Genomic DNA, 18,812 nt, shown 5'->3' on the forward strand with positions numbered 1-18,812 from the left:
TCAGAACCGTCGTGATCGCTGCCGTCAGCGTGGTCTTGCCGTGGTCAACGTGACCGATCGTGCCCACGTTCACGTGCGGCTTGGTCCGTTCGAATTTACCTTTTGCCATGTTTCTCTTCTTTCAAAAAAGTTGTGAACCGGTGTCTGTTCGTTGCGAACCAGGCTCCGATGCCCGGTTCGCTCCGGCCGATGCTTACTTCGCCTTCGCGCTGATGATCGCGTCGGCCACGTTACGCGGTGCTTCTGCGTAGTGCTTGAATTCCATCGTGTACGTTGCACGACCTTGCGACAGTGAGCGCAGCGACGTCGAGTAGCCGAACATCTCCGACAGCGGCACTTCGGCGCGAACGATCTTGCCGCCGCCAACCATGTCTTCCATGCCCTGGACGATACCGCGACGGCCCGACAGGTCGCCCATCACGTTGCCCATGTAGTCTTCCGGCGTTTCGACTTCGACAGCCATCATCGGTTCGAGGATGACCGGCTGCGCCTTGCGCATTGCTTCCTTGAACGCCATCGAACCGGCCATGCGGAACGCATTTTCGTTCGAGTCAACGTCGTGGTACGAACCGAACGTCAGGTGAACCTTCACGTCGACGACCGGGAAGCCCGCCAGCACGCCAGCCTTCAGCGTTTCCTGGATACCCTTGTCGACTGCCGGGATGAATTCGCGCGGAATCACGCCGCCCTTGATTTCGTCCAGGAACTCGTAGCCCTTGCCCTGCTCATTCGGCTCAAGCGTGATGACCGCGTGACCGAACTGGCCGCGACCGCCCGACTGCTTGACGAACTTGCCTTCGACGTCCTTCGCCGTGGCGCGGATCGTTTCGCGGTATGCAACCTGCGGCTTGCCGACGGTTGCTTCCACGTTGAATTCGCGCTTCATGCGGTCGACCAGAATTTCGAGGTGGAGCTCGCCCATACCCGAAATGATGGTCTGGCCCGATTCCTCGTCCGTTTGAACGCGGAACGACGGGTCTTCCTGTGCCAGGCGGTTCAGGGCGAGGCCCATCTTTTCCTGGTCAGCCTTGGTCTTCGGCTCGACGGCCTGCGAAATCACCGGCTCCGGGAAAATCATGCGTTCCAGCACGATCGGGTGTGCCGGATCGCACAGCGTGTCACCCGTCGTTGCGTCCTTCAGGCCAACGGCAGCAGCGATGTCGCCTGCGCGAACTTCCTTGATTTCTTCACGGTTGTTCGCGTGCATCTGCAGAATACGGCCGAGGCGCTCCTTCTTGTCCTTGGTCGAGTTCAGCACCGTATCGCCCGAGTTGACGACGCCCGAGTACGCACGGAAGAAGATCAGCTGGCCGACGAACGGGTCAGTCATGATCTTGAACGCGAGCGCCGAGAACTTCTCGTCGTCCGCAGCACGGCGCTCGGTCATTTCGCCGTTTTCGAGTTCGCCCTTGACCGGGGGAATGTCCACCGGCGACGGCAGGAAGTCGATCACGGCGTCGAGCATACGCTGCACGCCCTTGTTCTTGAACGCGGTGCCGCACAGCATCGGCTGGATTTCGCACGCGATCGTACGATCACGCAGCGCCTTGACGACTTCAGCTTCGGTCAGCTCTTCGCCGCCGAGGTACTTTTCCATCAGCTCTTCGCTGGCTTCAGCGGCCGACTCGATCATCTTTTCGCGCCACTCGTTGCACGTGTCAACGAGTTCAGCCGGGATGTCGACATAGTCGAACTTCGTGCCTTGCGAGGCCTCGTCCCAAATGATCGCTTTCATCTTCAGGAGGTCGACGACGCCCTTGAAGTTTTCTTCCGCGCCGATCGGCACCACGACCGGAACCGGGTTCGCCTTCAGGCGAGCCTTCAACTGGTCGTAGACCTTGAAGAAGTTCGCGCCGGTACGGTCCATCTTGTTGATGAACGCGAGACGGGGAACCTTGTACTTGTTCGCCTGGCGCCACACCGTTTCCGACTGCGGCTGCACGCCGCCCACGGCGCAGTAGACCATGCATGCACCGTCGAGCACACGCATCGAGCGCTCGACTTCAATCGTGAAGTCGACGTGACCCGGGGTGTCGATGATGTTGATGCGGTGTTCCGGATAATTGCCGGCCATGCCTTTCCAGAAGGCGGTCGTAGCAGCGGAGGTAATCGTGATGCCACGCTCCTGTTCCTGCTCCATCCAGTCCATGGTGGCAGCGCCGTCGTGAACTTCACCAATCTTGTGGTTCACGCCGGTGTAGAACAGAATGCGCTCGGTCGTCGTCGTTTTGCCGGCGTCGATGTGAGCGCTAATACCGATGTTGCGGTAGCGCTCGATAGGAGTCTTGCGAGCCACTTTGATCCTCTATCAGGAGGGGCGCACCGGGATCAATCCCGACGCGCCTGAACACAAACGGGCGAGGCGCTGGATAAGCGCACCCGCCCGGAATTTTTTCCGCTTTAGAACAAACCCGGAGTAGGGTTTTCTCTTAGAAACGGAAATGCGAGAACGCCTTGTTGGCTTCTGCCATCCGGTGAACTTCGTCGCGCTTCTTCATTGCGCCACCGCGGCCTTCGGCCGCTTCGGTAAGTTCACCAGCCAGACGCAGAGCCATCGACTTCTCGCTGCGCTTCTTCGCGGCTTCACGCAGCCAACGCATCGCCAATGCCATACGACGCGACGGACGCACTTCGACCGGAACCTGATAGTTCGCACCACCAACGCGACGGCTCTTCACTTCGACGACCGGCTTTACGTTGTTGAGTGCGACAGTGAACACTTCCAGCGGGTCCTTGCCACCCTTGGTCTGGATCTGTTCGAAAGCGCCGTACACAATGCGCTCGGCAACCGACTTCTTGCCCGAGAGCATGAGCACGTTCATGAACTTGGCTACATCAACGTTGCCGAACTTCGGATCCGGCAACACTTCCCGCTTGGGAACTTCGCGACGACGCGGCATGTTTCTTCCTTTAACTTTTCAGTTGGAGTCGGGTTTTACCCCGGGTTTTACCCCTTACGACTCCGCGGCCACCAACTAACCCGATTCATCTATTACGACTTACCAGCCTGGTCGGGTGACCACTTACTCGACAGCACCGGCCCATCCGGCACCACCGCCTGTATCGCCTTGCGCCAACGAGACCTGGCACAGACGACGCTTTGACTCTTACTTCGCAGCCTTCGCGCGCTTTGCGCCGTACTTCGAACGAGCCTGCTTACGATCCTTGACGCCCTGGGTATCCAGCGAGCCACGAACCATGTGGTAACGCACACCCGGCAAGTCCTTCACGCGGCCGCCGCGGATCAGCACAACCGAGTGCTCCTGCAGGTTGTGGCCTTCACCACCGATGTACGAAATCACCTCGAAGCCGTTCGTCAGACGAACCTTGGCGACTTTACGGAGTGCCGAGTTCGGCTTCTTCGGCGTCGTCGTGTACACGCGGGTGCACACGCCGCGACGCTGCGGGCAGTCCTGCAGGGCCGGGCTCTTGCTCTTCGAAGCTTCCGAAGCGCGGCCTTTGCGAACCAGTTGATTGATGGTTGGCATTGTTTATTCCTGAAATTGAACAAAATCGACGCATTTATTCCCGGGCAAAGCGGAAAACCATGCGTCTTGAACTCCGGAACGAGAAAAAGACGTGAGTCCGGACGTTTGCATTCACCCCAAATTCACCTTGCCAGGCGCGAGCGCAAACATCCCAAGAACCGGAACCCAGCATGATATTCCGAAAATACCAAGCGAGTCAACGGGTTGCGAGCTTTCGGACAGCGCAGGAGATGACAGCCGCGTGACACTGCGCGCGTTCGCGGCGTCTCACTGAAAACCGGCGAGCTCGCGATGACGCGACGCCGCCAGATTTACTCGTCGCCGACGACCTCGAGCAATTCGTCACCAAAGCGCTCGAGCTTGCGTACACCCATACCCGGAATATCACGCAGGTCGTCGATCGATTCAGGACCGTTACGAGCGATTTCCGCCAGCGTGGCGTCGTGGAAGATGACGTAGGCGGGTACGCCGTCGCTCTTTGCGGTTTCGGTGCGCCACAGGCGCAGACGCTCCCAACGTGAACGCTGGCGCGGACTCATGCCGAGGGTCGGATCGGCACGCTCGCTCGTGCGGCCCGACGACTGGCGCGTGCGCTGCGGCTTCACGTAGCGCCGCATCGTCACCTTCAGGTCGCCCTTGAGCACGGGCTTGCTTTCCTCGGTGAGCACGAGCGATCCGAAGCCGTCGTGATCGACAGCCAGATAGCCGAACGCGACCAGCTGCCGGAAGATCGCGCGCCATTCGGCTTCGGAAAGCGACGCGCCAATGCCGAACGTGGAAATTTTCTCGTGTCCGCGCTGCAGGATTTTCTCGTTGCGGTTGCCGCGCAGAATGTCGATCAGATGGCCGGCACCGAAGTTGAAACCACTCGCGCGCTGCGCGCGGAATACGCACGACAGCGCCATCTGCGCCTCACGTGTAGCGTCCCACGTGGCAGGCGGCTCGAGGCAGGTGTCGCAGTTGCCGCACGGCTTGCTCTCTTCGCCGAAATACGCAAGGAGGCGCACGCGGCGGCACGATGCGGTCTCGCACAGGCCGAGCAGTGCATCGAGCTTGCCGGTCTGCACACGCTTGTGGGCTTCGTCGGCTTCCGATTCGTCGATCATCTTGCGCTGCTGGACGACGTCGCCGAGCCCGTAGGCCATCCACGCGTTCGCCGGCAACCCGTCGCGGCCCGCGCGGCCCGTTTCCTGGTAGTAGCCTTCGACGCTCTTGGGCAAATCCAGATGCGCGACGAAGCGCACGTCAGGCTTGTCGATACCCATGCCGAACGCGATCGTCGCGCACATCACGACGCCCTCCTCGCGCTGGAAGATTTCCTGATGCTGCTGGCGCACTTCGAACTCCATGCCCGCGTGATAGGGCAGCGCGCGCACGCCCTGCCCCTTCAGCCATTCGGCGGTCTCTTCGACCTTCCTGCGCGAGAGGCAGTAAACAACGCCGGCGTCGGTCGTGCCGTCCGCGCGCGTGTGCTCCGCGCGAATGAAATCGAGCAGTTGCGTGCGCGCGTTGTCCTTTTCGACGATGCGATAGCGGATATTCGGCCGGTCGAAGCTCGACACGAAAACGCGCGCATCGTCGAGCGCGAGCCGGTGCACGATCTCGTCACGCGTGATGGCGTCGGCGGTTGCCGTGAGCGCGATGCGAGGCACGTCCGGAAACCGCTCGTGCAGCACCGATAGCTGGATGTATTCGGGCCGGAAATCATGCCCCCATTGCGACACGCAATGCGCTTCATCGATCGCGAAGAGGCCGATGCGCGCACGTTCGAGCAGATCGAGAAAGCGCGGCGTCATGAGGCGCTCGGGCGCGACGTAAAGCAGGTCGATGTCGCCCTCGCGCAGCGCGCGTTCGGTCGCGGCGGCCTCGGCGCCGGAGAGCGTCGAGTTGAGGTAGGCGGCCCGCACACCGACTTCGGTGAGCGCCGCCACCTGGTCCTGCATCAATGCGATCAGCGGTGACACGACGATGCCGGCGCCTCGTCCGGCTTCGTGGCGCACAAGCGCGGGAATCTGATAGCAAAGCGATTTGCCGCCGCCGGTGGGCATGAGCACCAGCGAATCGCCGCCAGCTGCAACATGCTCGACGATCTCGGCCTGTTGTCCCCTGAAGGCGGGATAGCCGAAGACTTCGTTGAGGATTTCGAGCGAGCGGGACATGAAGAGGCGGTTCGAGGCTAAGGCAGTGGACCGGATTCTACCAACCCGAGCGGCCGCTGCCCGCCACTATCGCCAACGTTGGCCATTCGGCCGATGAAATACGTGCGCGCTATGTAATGCGCGCACGATGCTGCGGGACTCGTGAAGATCAGTGCACGACTTTGTCGCCGCGGCGCGCGTAGAGAATGCTGCCGATGATCGCAACAAGGCCCAACGGAATGAAGACGAGCGAGCCGATGGTGATCAACGCGGCGCCGCCCTTGCGCTTGCCGGCAATCTGCATGATGAAGCCGATGATGATGAACGACCACACCACGAGAAAGGTCGCGAAGAACCACGCGGCTTCCTGGACCCCGACGTGATGGAGCAAGTACGAAAAGATGCCGAGCGACGCCAGCAGGTTCAGGAATAACCCGACTCCAACGACCTTCATGATTACCGCCTCCAGATTCAGATAAACGCCGTCTGCCGCATGTGATGCAGCACTTGGATGGCGTGGCGCGCGTACGTTAGCACGGTCATTGTGCCGTGCGCGCCGATGTCCTGCGACGCGACGCCGCACATCCGCCAGCACACCGTGCTTAACCAATAAAAAAGGCCGTCCGGTCGAAACCAGACGGCCTTGTGGCTATTTCGCCATGGGGCGGCTCACACCGCCCCCAATGCTTACTCGTCAGTCGTATGCGGCTGTTGCGGCTGCTCTTCGGCGGCCGGGGTTTCCGGCGTACCGAAGTCGAACGCTTCTTCCGCTGCGATCTGGTCGAAACGCTCGCGATCCGACGATTCCTTCGCCTTGCGTGCCTTGTGGAACGCGAGACCCGTACCGGCCGGAATCAGACGGCCGACGATCACGTTTTCCTTCAGGCCACGCAGATCGTCGCGCTTGCCCATGATCGCCGCTTCGGTCAGCACGCGGGTCGTTTCCTGGAACGATGCCGCCGAGATGAACGAGTCGGTCGAGAGCGATGCCTTCGTGATACCGAGCAGCACGTTCTCGTACGTTGCCGGGCGCTTGTCGTCCGCGTTCATGCGGTCGTTTTCGTCCAGCATGTCCGAACGCTCGACCTGCTCGCCCGGGATGAAGCGCGTATCGCCGTTGTCGGTGATCTGCACACGGCGCAGCATCTGACGCACGATCACTTCGATGTGCTTGTCGTTGATCTTCACGCCCTGCAGACGGTACACGTCCTGCACTTCGTCGACGATGTAGCGCGACAGCGCCTCGATACCCTGCAGACGCAGGATGTCGTGCGGATCGGCCGGGCCGTCGACGATCATTTCGCCCTTGTTGACGACCTGACCGTCGTGGACCAGCACCTGCTTTTCCTTCGCGATCAGGAACTCGTGCTGATTGCCTTCGAGGTCCGTGATAACGAGACGCTGCTTGCCCTTCGTGTCCTTACCGAACGACACCGTACCCGTGACTTCCGCCAGGATGCCGGCGTCCTTCGGCGAACGTGCTTCGAACAGTTCCGCCACACGCGGCAGACCACCGGTAATGTCACGCGTCTTCTGCGATTCGGTCGGGATACGTGCGAGCACTTCACCCACCTGAACCTGCTGACCGTCCTTCACGGTGATCAGTGCGCCAACCTGGAAGCCGATCTGCACCGAGTGCTCCGTGCCCGGGATCTTCACTTCTTCACCGTTCGCATCGAGCAGCTTCACCTGCGGACGCACGCTCTTCGCCGCTTGCGAACCGCGGCGCTTCACGTCGATCACGACGAGCGTGGACAGACCCGTAACGTCGTCGATCTGCTTGGCCACGGTCACGCCTTCTTCGACGTTCTCGAACTTCACCGTGCCACCGTACTCGGTGATGATCGGACGCGTGAGCGGATCCCACGTCGCGAGCTGCGCGCCAGCCTTGATCTGCGCACCGTCGAGCTGCAGCAGCGTCGCGCCGTACGGCACTTTGTGACGCTCGCGCTCGCGGCCGTGATCGTCGGCGATGATTGCTTCGCCCGAACGCGTGATGACGATCTGCTCGCCCTTCGCGTTCGTGACGTAACGCATCGTCGCCGTGAAGCGCACGGTACCGTTCGACTTGGCTTCCACCGACGAAGCAACTGCCGCACGCGACGCCGCGCCACCGATGTGGAACGTACGCATCGTGAGCTGCGTGCCCGGTTCGCCGATCGACTGTGCCGCGATCACGCCGACTGCTTCGCCGACGTTCACGCGCGAGCCACGGCCGAGGTCGCGGCCATAGCACGACGCGCACAGGCCGTAACGCGTTTCGCAGGTGAGCGGCGTGCGCACGCGCACTTCGTCGATACCGAGGGCTTCAATCTCTTCGACCGCCGTTTCATCGAGCAGCGAGCCCGCTTCGTACAGCGTTTCCTGCGATTCCGGATTGACGACGTCCGCCACCGCAACGCGGCCGAGGATACGGTCGCGCAGCGCTTCGACGACTTCACCGCCTTCCACGAGTGCCTTCATCGCCACGCCATTCGACGTGCCGCAATCTTCTTCGACGACCACGAGATCCTGCGTGACGTCGACGAGACGACGCGTCAGGTAACCCGAGTTCGCGGTCTTCAGTGCCGTATCAGCCAGACCCTTACGTGCACCGTGGGTCGAGATGAAGTACTGCAACACGTTCAGGCCTTCGCGGAAGTTCGCGGTAATCGGCGTTTCGATAATCGAGCCGTCCGGCTTCGCCATCAGGCCGCGCATACCCGCCAGCTGACGGATCTGGACCGCGGAACCCCGCGCGCCCGAGTCGGCCATCATGTAGATCGAGTTGAACGATTCCTGACGCGTCTGGTTGCCGTCGCGATCGACCACCGGCTCCGTCGAGAGCTGCTCCATCATCGCCTTGCCGACCGCTTCCGACGTCGCCGACCAGATGTCGACCACGTTGTTGTAGCGTTCTTGCGCGGTGACGAGACCCGACATGTACTGGCGGTCGTATTCCTTCACCTTCTTCGCGGCGTCGCCGACGATCGTTTCCTTCTGCGGCGGCACGAGCATGTCGTCCACGCAGATCGAAATACCGGCGCGCGTCGCGAGACGGAAACCCGACTGCATCAGCTGGTCAGCAAAGACGACCGTCGCACGCAAACCGCACTTGCGGAACGCGGTGTTGATCAGACGCGAGATTTCCTTCTTCTTCAGCGGCTTGTTCAGCACCGAGAACGGCAGGCCCGGCGGCAGAATTTCCGAGAGGATCGAGCGGCCAACGGTGGTCGCGTACAGCGTGATCTTCGGCACGAATGCCGGTGCGCCTTCCGACTTGTCCTCGTTGTGGACCATTTCGGTAATACGCACGTTCACGCGCGAGGCCAGCTCGACTTCCTTGTTCTCGTACGCGCGGATCGCTTCCGACACGCCCGTGAACGTCATGCCTTCGCCCTTGCCGTTGATCGCTTCACGCGTGGCGTAGTACAGGCCCAGCACGATATCCTGCGACGGCACGATCGACGGATCGCCGTTCGCCGGGAACAGGACGTTGTTCGACGCGAGCATGAGCGTACGCGCTTCCATCTGCGCTTCGAGCGACAGCGGAACGTGAACAGCCATCTGGTCGCCGTCGAAGTCGGCGTTGAACGCCGCGCAGACGAGCGGGTGCAACTGGATTGCCTTACCTTCGATCAGCACCGGCTCGAACGCCTGGATACCGAGACGGTGCAGCGTCGGTGCACGGTTCAGCATGACCGGATGCTCGCGGATCACCTCTTCGAGGATGTCCCACACCACCGGCGTCTGGTTCTCGACTTCCTTCTTCGCGGCCTTGATCGTGGTCGCGACGCCCATCGTCTCCAGCTTGTTGAAGATGAACGGCTTGAAGAGTTCGAGCGCCATCAGCTTCGGCAGACCGCACTGGTGCAGCTTCAGCGTCGGACCCACCACGATGACCGAACGGCCCGAGTAGTCGACGCGCTTACCGAGCAGGTTCTGACGGAAGCGGCCGCCCTTACCCTTGATCATGTCGGCGAGCGACTTCAGCGGACGCTTGTTCGCACCCGTCATCGCCTTGCCGCGACGACCGTTGTCGAGCAGCGAGTCGACGGCTTCCTGGAGCATCCGCTTTTCGTTGCGGACGATGATCTCCGGTGCCTTCAGTTCGAGCAGGCGCTTCAGACGGTTGTTACGGTTGATGACGCGGCGATACAGGTCGTTCAGATCCGACGTCGCGAAGCGGCCGCCATCGAGCGGCACGAGCGGACGCAGTTCCGGCGGCAGCACCGGCAGGACTTCGAGCACCATCCATTCGGGCTTGATGCCCGAACGCTGGAACGCTTCGAGGACCTTCAGACGCTTCGCGTACTTCTTGATCTTCGCTTCGGAGCCGGTGTTCTTCAGCTCCGTGCGCAGCGTCTCGACCTGCTCGTCGATGTTGATCGCGCGCAGCAGTTCGCGCACGCCTTCCGCGCCCATCTCGGCGCGGAATTCGTCACCGTATTCCTCGACCTTGTTGTAGTAATCCTCTTCGGTCATGATCTGACGCGCCTTCAGCGGCGTCATGCCCGGATCGATCACCACGTATGCCTCGAAGTACAGCACGCGCTCGATGTCGCGCAGCGTCATGTCGAGCACCATGCCCAGACGCGACGGCAGCGACTTCAGGAACCAGATGTGCGCGACAGGCGAGGCCAGTTCGATGTGGCCCATGCGTTCGCGACGCACCTTGGCGAGCGTGACTTCCACGCCGCACTTCTCGCAGATCACGCCACGATGCTTCAGGCGCTTGTACTTGCCGCACAGGCACTCGTAGTCCTTGATCGGCCCGAAGATCTTCGCGCAGAACAGACCATCCCGCTCCGGCTTGAACGTGCGGTAGTTGATGGTCTCAGGCTTCTTGACTTCGCCGAACGACCACGAGCGGATCTTGTCCGGCGAGGCCAGACCGATCTTGATCGCGTCAAAAACTTCTTCTTGTTGGACTTGCTTGAATAGATCGAGCAGAGCTTTCATTGCTTTCTCTCCGTAGTCCGATTAGTTGCGGTCGAGGTCGATGTCGATGCCGAGCGAGCGGATTTCCTTCACCAGCACATTGAAGGATTCCGGCATGCCTGCGTCGATGACGTGATCGCCCTTGACGAGGTTTTCGTACACCTTCGTCCGGCCCGTCACGTCGTCCGACTTCACCGTCAACATTTCCTGCAGCACATACGAAGCGCCATACGCTTCGAGTGCCCACACTTCCATTTCACCGAAGCGCTGGCCACCGAACTGCGCCTTACCACCCAGCGGCTGCTGCGTGACGAGCGAGTACGGACCCGTCGAACGCGCGTGCATCTTGTCGTCGACGAGGTGGTGCAGCTTCAGGTAGTGCATGTAGCCCACGGTGACCGTGCGTTCGAACATTTCGCCCGTGCGACCGTCGTACAGACGCACCTGGTTCTTCGAAGGCGTCATGCCGAGGTTCGCGGCGATATCGTCCGGATAGGCGAGATCGAGCATCTTCGACATTTCTTCTTCCGTCGCACCGTCGAACACCGGCGTCGCGAACGGCACGCCTTCACGCAGATTCTTCGCGAGTTCGAAAATTTCGTCGTCCGAGAAGCTGTCCAGATCTTCCGGGTGACCCGACTCGTTGTAGATCTTCGTGAGGAACGCGCGCAGTTCGGCAGCCTTCGTCTGACGCTGCAGCATTTCGCCGATACGCCAGCCGAGGCCCTTCGCGGCCCAGCCGAGGTGCACTTCGAGAACCTGACCCACGTTCATCCGTGACGGCACGCCGAGCGGGTTCAGCACGACGTCGGCCGGACGGCCATCGGCCATGTACGGCATGTCTTCGATCGGGACGATCTTCGACACGACACCCTTGTTACCGTGACGGCCTGCCATCTTGTCGCCAGGCTGCAGACGGCGCTTCACCGCGAGGTACACCTTGACCATCTTCAGCACGCCCGGCGGCAGTTCGTCGCCTTGCGTGAGCTTCTTGCGCTTCTCTTCGAACGCGAGGTCGAACTGGTGACGCTTCTCTTCGATCGAGTTCTTGATCGCTTCGAGCTGAGCCGCTGCTTCTTCGTCCGCAAGACGGATGTCGAACCAGTGGTAATGATCGAGGTCAGCGAGGTACGCCTGTTCGATCTTCGTGCCCTTCGCAAGCTTCTTCGGACCGCCGTTCGCGACCTTGCCGTCGAGCATACGTGCGAGACGCTGGAACGCGTCGCCTTCCACGATACGCAGCTGGTCGTTCAGGTCGAGGCGATAGCGCTTCAGTTCATCGTCGATGATCTGTTGCGCACGCTTGTCGCGCGTGATGCCTTCGCGCGTGAACACTTGCACGTCGATGACCGTGCCGCTCATGCCCGACGGCACGCGCAGCGACGTATCCTTCACGTCCGAAGCCTTCTCACCGAAGATCGCGCGCAGCAGCTTCTCTTCCGGCGTGAGCTGGGTTTCGCCCTTCGGCGTGACCTTGCCGACAAGCACGTCACCCGCTTCGACTTCCGCGCCGATGTACACGATGCCCGACTCGTCGAGACGGCCAAGCTGCACTTCCGCGAGGTTCGAAATGTCGCGCGTGATTTCTTCCGGTCCGAGCTTCGTGTCGCGAGCAACGACGTTCAACTCTTCGATGTGGATCGACGTGTAACGATCGTCGGCCACGACCTTTTCCGAGATCAGGATCGAGTCTTCGAAGTTGTAGCCGTTCCACGGCATGAACGCGATCAGCATGTTCTGACCGAGCGCGAGCTCGCCCAGGTCGGTCGATGCGCCGTCAGCCAGCACGTCGCCACGCGCAACCTTGTCGCCCATCTTCACGATCGGACGCTGGTTGATGTTCGTGTTCTGGTTCGAACGCGTGTACTTGATCAGGTTGTAGATGTCGACACCGACTTCACCTGCGACCGCTTCGTCGTCGTTCACACGAATCACGATACGGCCCGCGTCGACGTAGTCCACCACGCCGCCACGCAGCGCCTGAACCGTCGTACCCGAGTCGACCGCCACCGTGCGCTCGATACCCGTACCGACGACCGGCTTTTCCGGACGCAGACACGGCACAGCCTGACGCTGCATGTTCGAGCCCATCAATGCACGGTTCGCGTCGTCGTGCTCGAGGAACGGAATCAGCGAAGCTGCAACCGACACGATCTGCGACGGCGCCACGTCCATGTACTGGATGCGGTCCGGCGTAACCATCAGCGTTTCGCCCGCTTCACGCGACGACACGAGTTCGTCGGTCAGCGTACCGTCTTCGGCGACTGCCGCGTTCGCCTGCGCGATCACGTAACGGCCTTCTTCGATCGCCGACAGGTAGTCGATCTGGTCGGTCACCTTGCCGTCCGCGACCTTGCGGTACGGCGTTTCGAGGAAGCCGTATTCGTTCAGGTGCGCATACAGCGCGAGCGAGTTGATCAGACCGATGTTCGGACCTTCCGGCGTCTCGATCGGACACACGCGGCCGTAGTGGGTCGGGTGCACGTCGCGGACTTCGAAGCCTGCGCGCTCACGCGTCAGACCGCCCGGGCCCAGTGCGGAAACACGACGCTTGTGCGTGATTTCCGAGAGCGGGTTGGTCTGGTCCATGAACTGCGACAGCTGCGACGAACCGAAGAACTCGCGAATCGCCGACGAAATCGGCTTCGAGTTGATCAGGTCGTGCGGCATCAGGTTTTCGCTTTCGGCCTGGCCGAGGCGCTCCTTGACAGCACGTTCGACACGCACGAGACCCGCACGGAACTGGTTCTCCGCGAGTTCGCCGACGCACCGCACGCGACGGTTGCCGAGGTGGTCGATGTCGTCCACTTCGCCCTTGCCGTTACGCAGCTCGACGAGGATCTTGATCGTCGCGAGGATGTCGTCGTCTTGCAGCGTCATCGGGCCGACGATTTCGTCACGGCCGACGCGGCGATTGAACTTCATACGACCCACCTTCGAGAGGTCGTACGCTTCTTCGCTGTAGAAGAGACGGTTGAACAGCGCCTCGACTGCTTCTTCGGTCGGCGGCTCGCCCGGACGCATCATGCGGTAGATCGCGATACGCGCGGCCATCTTGTCGGCCGTTTCGTCGATACGCAGCGTCGACGAGATGTACGGACCCTGGTCCAGATCGTTCGTGTAGAGCGTCTGGATATCCTTGATCTTCGACTCGCGCAGCTTTTCGAGCACCGTTTCGGTGATTTCGTCGTTCGCGTTCGCGATGACTTCACCGGTATCGCCGTCGACAACGTTCTTCGCCAGCACGCGACCGAGCAGATAATCTTCGGGGACCGAAATAAACGTCGTCTTCGCGGTTTCGAGGTCGCGGATGTGCTTTGCGTTGATCCGCTTGTCCTTCTGGACGATCACCTTGCCGTCGCGATCCGAAATGTCGAAGCGCGCGACTTCACCACGCAGACGCTCCGGCACGAACTCCATCTGCGCGCCTTCCGGCATCAGCGAGAAGTTGTCGAACACGAAGAAGTTCGCGAGGATCTGTTCCGGCGTGAGGCCGATGGCCTTCAGCAGGATCGTGACCGGCATCTTGCGGCGGCGGTCGACGCGGAAATACAGCACGTCCTTCGGGTCGAATTCGAAGTCGAGCCACGAGCCGCGGTAAGGAATGATACGAGCCGAAAAGAGCAGCTTGCCCGAGCTGTGCGTCTTGCCCTTATCGTGTTCGAAGAACACGCCAGGCGAGCGGTGCAGCTGCGAGACGATGACACGCTCGGTACCGTTGATGACGAACGAGCCGGTCGGCGTCATGAGCGGAATTTCGCCCATGTACACTTCCTGCTCCTTCACTTCCTTGACGACCGGCTTGCTCGGCGATTCCTTGTCGAGCAGAACGAGACGCACCTTGGCGCGCAGCGCCGAGCAGTACGTCAGGCCGCGCTGCTGGCATTCCTTGATGTTGAATGCCGGCGACGACAGCATGTAGCTGACGAACTCTAGACGAGCAAAGCCGTTATGAGAAACAATGGGAAAAACCGACGTAAACGCAGCCTGCAGACCTTCCGGTTTGCGTTGCGCCGTCGACGTTTCTGCTTGCAGAAACGTGCTGAATGATTCAAGCTGGGTAGCCAGCAGGAAAGGAACTTGGTGAACGATGGGGCGTTTCGCGAAACTCTTGCGAATACGCTTCTTCTCGGTGAAGGAATATTGCATACGATCTCCGAATCACGGCGGGTAGGACGACCCGAGTGTTCACCGACTGAGACCCGATGGCTTCGCGAGCCTTGGAAGCTTGGTGGTTGGCCTCTACCAACCGCTGGCTGACGGCAGCGGATTTGGGCTTGTCATAACTTGCCCGCTGCCCGACCAAACTTGCCTTCTGCAGTCGCATCAGAAGACAAAGAGAATCGCCGTTCGACGGTTGCGAAAGACGGTTTTCTTTGGCTTCTGGGTTCTGCATTCACGCCTCCGATCCTGAAAAATCGAGCACACAAACGCAGTCCCCACAAAGCACAAAAAGGCCGGCGGTGTAAAAACCGCCAGCCTTCGCACAGCGCGCTGAAACTTACTTGATTTCAGCCTTCGCGCCGGCTTCTTCCAGCTTCTTCTTGGCTTCTTCAGCAGCAGCCTTGGGCACAGCTTCCTTAACAGGCTTCGGTGCACCGTCAACCAGGTCCTTCGCTTCCTTCAGGCCGAGACCCGTCAGTTCGCGAACGGCCTTAATGACCGAAACCTTGTTTGCGCCTGCTTCGAGCAGGTTGACCGTGAATTCGGTCTGCTCTTCAGCAGCAGCAGCAGCGCCGCCAGCGGCCGGGCCAGCGACTGCAACAGCAGCTGCCGACACGCCAAACTTCTCTTCGAATGCCTTGACCAGTTCGTTCAGTTCGAGAACCGACATCGAGCCAACGGCTTCGAGGATGTCTTCTTTTGCGATTGCCATTTGAAATTACTCCAGATTTGAATTCGGAAACAGCTAGCGATTCTTCCCGCTTGCCCGTTCGTCTGTCTGCGGCTTAGTCTGCGATCAAGCAGCTTCGGCTTGCTTCTTTTCCGCCAGCGCGGCCAGAGCGCGCGCCATACCGGAAACAGGAGCTTGCATAACGAACAGCAGCTTCGAGAGCAGTTCTTCGCGGCTCGGGATGCTGGCCAGCGCTTGCACGCCCGCCTTGTCCATCACCTTGCCTTCGTAGGAACCGGCCTTGATGACCAACTTGTCATTGCCCTTGGCGAAGTCATTGACGACCTTCGCTGCAGCAATGGCATCTTCCGAGATGCCGTAGATCAGGGGACCAGTCATCTGCTCTGCCAGCGAAGCAAACGGCGTACCTTCGACGGCGCGACGCGCCAGCGTGTTCTTCAACACGCGCAGATACACCTGTTGCTCCCGCGCTTTCGCGCGCAGCTTGGTCAGATCGCCAACCGCGATTCCACGATACTCGGCCAACACCATGGTCTGAGCCGTCGCGACTTGCGCGGAGACTTCAGCCACAACGGCCTGCTTACCTTCTTTGTTCAGTGGCACGGTTAACCTCCAGATTCGACACCCAACGCTTTCACGCCAGATGCCGCGTTCAACAACGGCGACCGACCAGTCCGGAGTAACTCAGCTTGCGTTCGAGGACGTTGCCGCCCACTCCCGCTCACTACAGCACTTCAAAACCTTTTCGGGTTCGCCATCTGCGTTGGCTTTACATTAAGGAAGCACCCAACTGCGGCACTCCCGCCAACGGTCTTTGACAACCGGTCGTGCAATGCAGACTGCCACCGCACGACCGCCCAAAGCCCTTTAAATCCGCGCTGTGACTGCTTCCAGTCTCAGCGCGGCAAAACTATTACGCTGCGAGCGACGTCTGATCAACGCGCACGCCAACACCCATCGTGCTCGACACAGCGATCTTGCGCAGGTACACACCCTTGCTCGTCGCCGGCTTTGCCTTCTGCAGCGCGTCGAGGAGCGCGTCGAGGTTGGAGCGCAGCGCGGCCGGCTCGAACGATGCACGGCCGATGGTCGCGTGGATGATACCAGCCTTGTCGACACGGAACTGCACCTGACCAGCCTTCGCGTTCTTGACCGCGGTAGCGACGTCCGGCGTCACGGTGCCGACCTTCGGGTTCGGCATCAGGCCGCGCGGGCCGAGAATCTGACCGAGCGTACCGACGACACGCATCGTGTCCGGCGAAGCGATCACGATGTCGAAATTCAGGTTGCCGCCCTTGATCTGCTCGGCGAGGTCTTCCATACCGACGATCTCAGCGCCGGCTGCCTTAGCCTGCTCAGCCTTTTCACCTTGCGCGAACACGGCGACGCGAACCGACTTGCCGGTACCTGCGGGCAGCACGACCGAACCACGCACGACCTGGTCCGACTTCTTCGCATCGATGCCGAGCTGGACTGCGACGTCGATCGACTCGTTGAACTTCGCCGTGGCGCATTCCTTCACGAGCGACAGGGCGTCGGCGATCGGGTACAGCTTCTGGCTGTCGACCTTGGCGGCCAGTGCCTTTTGACGCTTGGAAACCTTAGCCATTTACACGCCCTCCACGACGATGCCCATCGAACGGGCGCTACCAGCGATCGTGCGGACCGCTGCGTCCATATCCGCTGCCGTAAGGTCCGGCATCTTGGTCTTGGCGATTTCTTCAGCCTGAGCGCGCGTGATCGTGGCGACCTTATCGGTGTGCGGCTTGGCCGAACCCTTGTCGACCTTCGCTGCCTTCTTGATCAGGACCGTAGCCGGCGGCGTCTTCAGGATGAACGTGAAGCTCTTGTCCGCGAATGCCGTAATGACCACCGGCACCGGCAGACCCGGTTCCATGGCTTGAGTCTGCGCGTTGAACGCCTTGCAGAACTCCATGATGTTCAGGCCGCGCTGGCCCAGTGCCGGACCGACAGGCGGCGACGGATTGGCTTTACCTGCAGGAATCTGCAGCTTGATAAAGCCGATGATTTTCTTTGCCATGTTGAAAACCTCATTGGAACGCGTGAGCGTTCAGGTGAGTGGTAACGCGCGCTCGCCCGGCGTACTGCAGCTGCTGGACTACTGGCGCTCCTCTACGGCCATAACGCGGACCGTAAGCGCGAAAGAACGAACCGCGCCCGAAGGCGCGATCCGTTGGAATTCGATTTACAGCTTCTCGACCTGGCCGAATTCGAGTTCGACCGGGGTAGCACGACCGAAAATAGTGACGGAAACCCGGACGCGCGATTTTTCGTAGTTCACTTCTTCGACGCTGCCATTGAAGTCCGTGAACGGACCTTCCTTCACCCGAACCATCTCGCCGACTTCGAACAGGGTCTTGGGGCGCGGCTTCTCCACGCCTTCCTGCATCTGCGACATGATCTTTTCGACTTCGCGCGGCGATATCGGGCTCGGCCGATTACGCGCACCGCCAACGAAACCGGTGACCTTCGCCGTGTTCTTCACGAGGTGCCACGTTTCGTCCGTCATTTCCATCTCAACCAGGACGTAGCCCGGGAAGAAACGACGTTCGGTCACTGATTTGTGACCACCCTTCACCTCGACGACCTCTTCAGTCGGAACGAGGATCTGGCCAAACTTATCCTGCATGCCGGCACGCTCGATGCGCTCCTGAAGCGCACGTTGCACGCTCTTCTCCATACCGGAGTAGGCGTGCACCACATACCAACGTTTTCCGCTCGGGGATGCCGGTGTATCGCTCATATCATTTCCAACCCAGAATCGCCGAGAAAATCACCCATTCAACGGATTTGTCGCAAACCCAGAGAAAGATGGCCATTACCAGCACAAAACCGAAGACCACTAGCGTCGTCTGCGTAGCCTCTTTACGAGTCGGCCAAACGACCTTGCGAACTTCCTTGTACGAGTCTTTGGCAAACGCGATGAAGCTCTTGCCGGGCGCCGAGAGAAGACCGACTACCACCCCCGCGATGACACCGACTGCAAGTGCCGCACCGCGGACATACCACTCCTGGCTACCGAGCCAGTAGAACCCTACGAACCCGGCCACCACCAACAATACGCCACCCACAAGCATGAGCTTGTCGCTGGAAGTATTAACCGTTTCGACGGAAGGATTCGCCATAACACCTTAAAGAACAACGCGCCTTGGCGCGATGAGTTGGCAGGGGCAGAGGGAATCGAACCCCCAACCTTCGGTTTTGGAGACCGACGCTCTGCCAGTTGAGCTATACCCCTAAACCATTTGGGGTTGGCGGCATCGCCAACCCCGAAAACAACCGATCAACGAGAACTAGCTGGCTTACTCGATGATCTTGGCAACGACACCGGCGCCGACGGTACGGCCACCTTCGCGGATTGCGAAGCGCAGACCTTCTTCCATCGCGATC

The 18,812-nt window shown here is 60.6% G+C and carries 15 protein-coding genes and 1 tRNA gene; all 16 read right to left on the reverse strand.

All coding sequences use genetic code 11. The features are described 5' to 3' along the window. The coding region (locus tag D1Y85_RS26320) for a GTP-binding protein (RefSeq protein WP_033477657.1) at positions 1-109 on the reverse strand (109 nt) is incomplete at its 3' end. Between the two features lie 84 nt (positions 110-193). Beyond that, positions 194-2,296 (reverse strand): elongation factor G, encoded by a 2,103-nt coding sequence (gene fusA, locus D1Y85_RS26325; protein WP_124154011.1) that lies wholly within the window; start codon positions 2,294-2,296, stop codon positions 194-196. Positions 2,297-2,429: 133 nt separating this feature from the next. Next, a complete protein-coding gene (gene rpsG / locus D1Y85_RS26330; RefSeq protein ID WP_027797954.1) occupies positions 2,430-2,900 on the reverse strand; it encodes a 30S ribosomal protein S7 in 471 nt (156 codons plus the stop codon). Between the two features lie 207 nt (positions 2,901-3,107). Continuing rightward, positions 3,108-3,488 (reverse strand): 30S ribosomal protein S12, encoded by a 381-nt coding sequence (gene rpsL / locus D1Y85_RS26335; RefSeq protein ID WP_124154012.1) that lies wholly within the window; start codon positions 3,486-3,488, stop codon positions 3,108-3,110. 311 nt (positions 3,489-3,799) lie between these two features. Beyond that, positions 3,800-5,647, reverse strand: coding sequence for a DNA helicase RecQ (gene recQ, locus D1Y85_RS26340; RefSeq protein WP_124154013.1), 1,848 nt, complete (start codon positions 5,645-5,647; stop codon positions 3,800-3,802). Positions 5,648-5,795: 148 nt separating this feature from the next. Then, positions 5,796-6,080 (reverse strand): hypothetical protein, encoded by a 285-nt coding sequence (locus D1Y85_RS26345; RefSeq protein WP_124154014.1) that lies wholly within the window; start codon positions 6,078-6,080, stop codon positions 5,796-5,798. A 233-nt stretch (positions 6,081-6,313) separates the two neighbouring features. Next, positions 6,314-10,567 carry a DNA-directed RNA polymerase subunit beta' gene (gene rpoC / locus D1Y85_RS26350; protein WP_124154015.1) on the reverse strand — a complete coding sequence of 1,418 codons (4,254 nt, stop codon included), beginning with the start codon at positions 10,565-10,567 and terminating at the stop codon, positions 6,314-6,316. Positions 10,568-10,588: 21 nt separating this feature from the next. After that, positions 10,589-14,695 carry a DNA-directed RNA polymerase subunit beta gene (rpoB, locus tag D1Y85_RS26355; protein ID WP_124154016.1) on the reverse strand — a complete coding sequence of 1,369 codons (4,107 nt, stop codon included), beginning with the start codon at positions 14,693-14,695 and terminating at the stop codon, positions 10,589-10,591. 352 nt (positions 14,696-15,047) lie between these two features. Beyond that, complete coding sequence (gene rplL, locus D1Y85_RS26360) at positions 15,048-15,422, reverse strand: 50S ribosomal protein L7/L12 (protein WP_124154017.1); 375 nt, start codon at positions 15,420-15,422, stop codon at positions 15,048-15,050. A gap of 84 nt (positions 15,423-15,506) precedes the next feature. Next, entirely contained in the window at positions 15,507-16,004 is a 498-nt protein-coding gene (gene rplJ / locus D1Y85_RS26365; protein WP_124154018.1) for a 50S ribosomal protein L10, read from the reverse strand. Positions 16,005-16,314: 310 nt separating this feature from the next. Beyond that, the gene (rplA, locus tag D1Y85_RS26370; protein WP_124154019.1) at positions 16,315-17,010 is read right to left on the reverse strand and encodes a 50S ribosomal protein L1; all 696 of its coding nucleotides are present in this window, start codon (positions 17,008-17,010) and stop codon (positions 16,315-16,317) included. Next, the gene (gene rplK, locus D1Y85_RS26375; RefSeq protein WP_027797945.1) at positions 17,011-17,442 is read right to left on the reverse strand and encodes a 50S ribosomal protein L11; all 432 of its coding nucleotides are present in this window, start codon (positions 17,440-17,442) and stop codon (positions 17,011-17,013) included. Between the two features lie 165 nt (positions 17,443-17,607). Continuing rightward, a complete protein-coding gene (gene nusG, locus D1Y85_RS26380; RefSeq protein WP_028208939.1) occupies positions 17,608-18,165 on the reverse strand; it encodes a transcription termination/antitermination protein NusG in 558 nt (185 codons plus the stop codon). Position 18,166: 1 nt separating this feature from the next. Further along, positions 18,167-18,547 (reverse strand): preprotein translocase subunit SecE, encoded by a 381-nt coding sequence (gene secE / locus D1Y85_RS26385; RefSeq protein WP_124154020.1) that lies wholly within the window; start codon positions 18,545-18,547, stop codon positions 18,167-18,169. Between the two features lie 37 nt (positions 18,548-18,584). After that, a tRNA-Trp gene (locus D1Y85_RS26390) sits at positions 18,585-18,660 on the reverse strand. A gap of 64 nt (positions 18,661-18,724) precedes the next feature. Next, on the reverse strand, positions 18,725-18,812 hold an 88-nt coding region (locus D1Y85_RS26395), incomplete at its 5' end, for an EF-Tu C-terminal domain-related protein (protein WP_080361398.1).

It is taken from the genome of Paraburkholderia dinghuensis, assembly GCF_003837865.1.
In the GTDB taxonomy this organism is placed as follows: domain Bacteria; phylum Pseudomonadota; class Gammaproteobacteria; order Burkholderiales; family Burkholderiaceae; genus Paraburkholderia; species Paraburkholderia dinghuensis.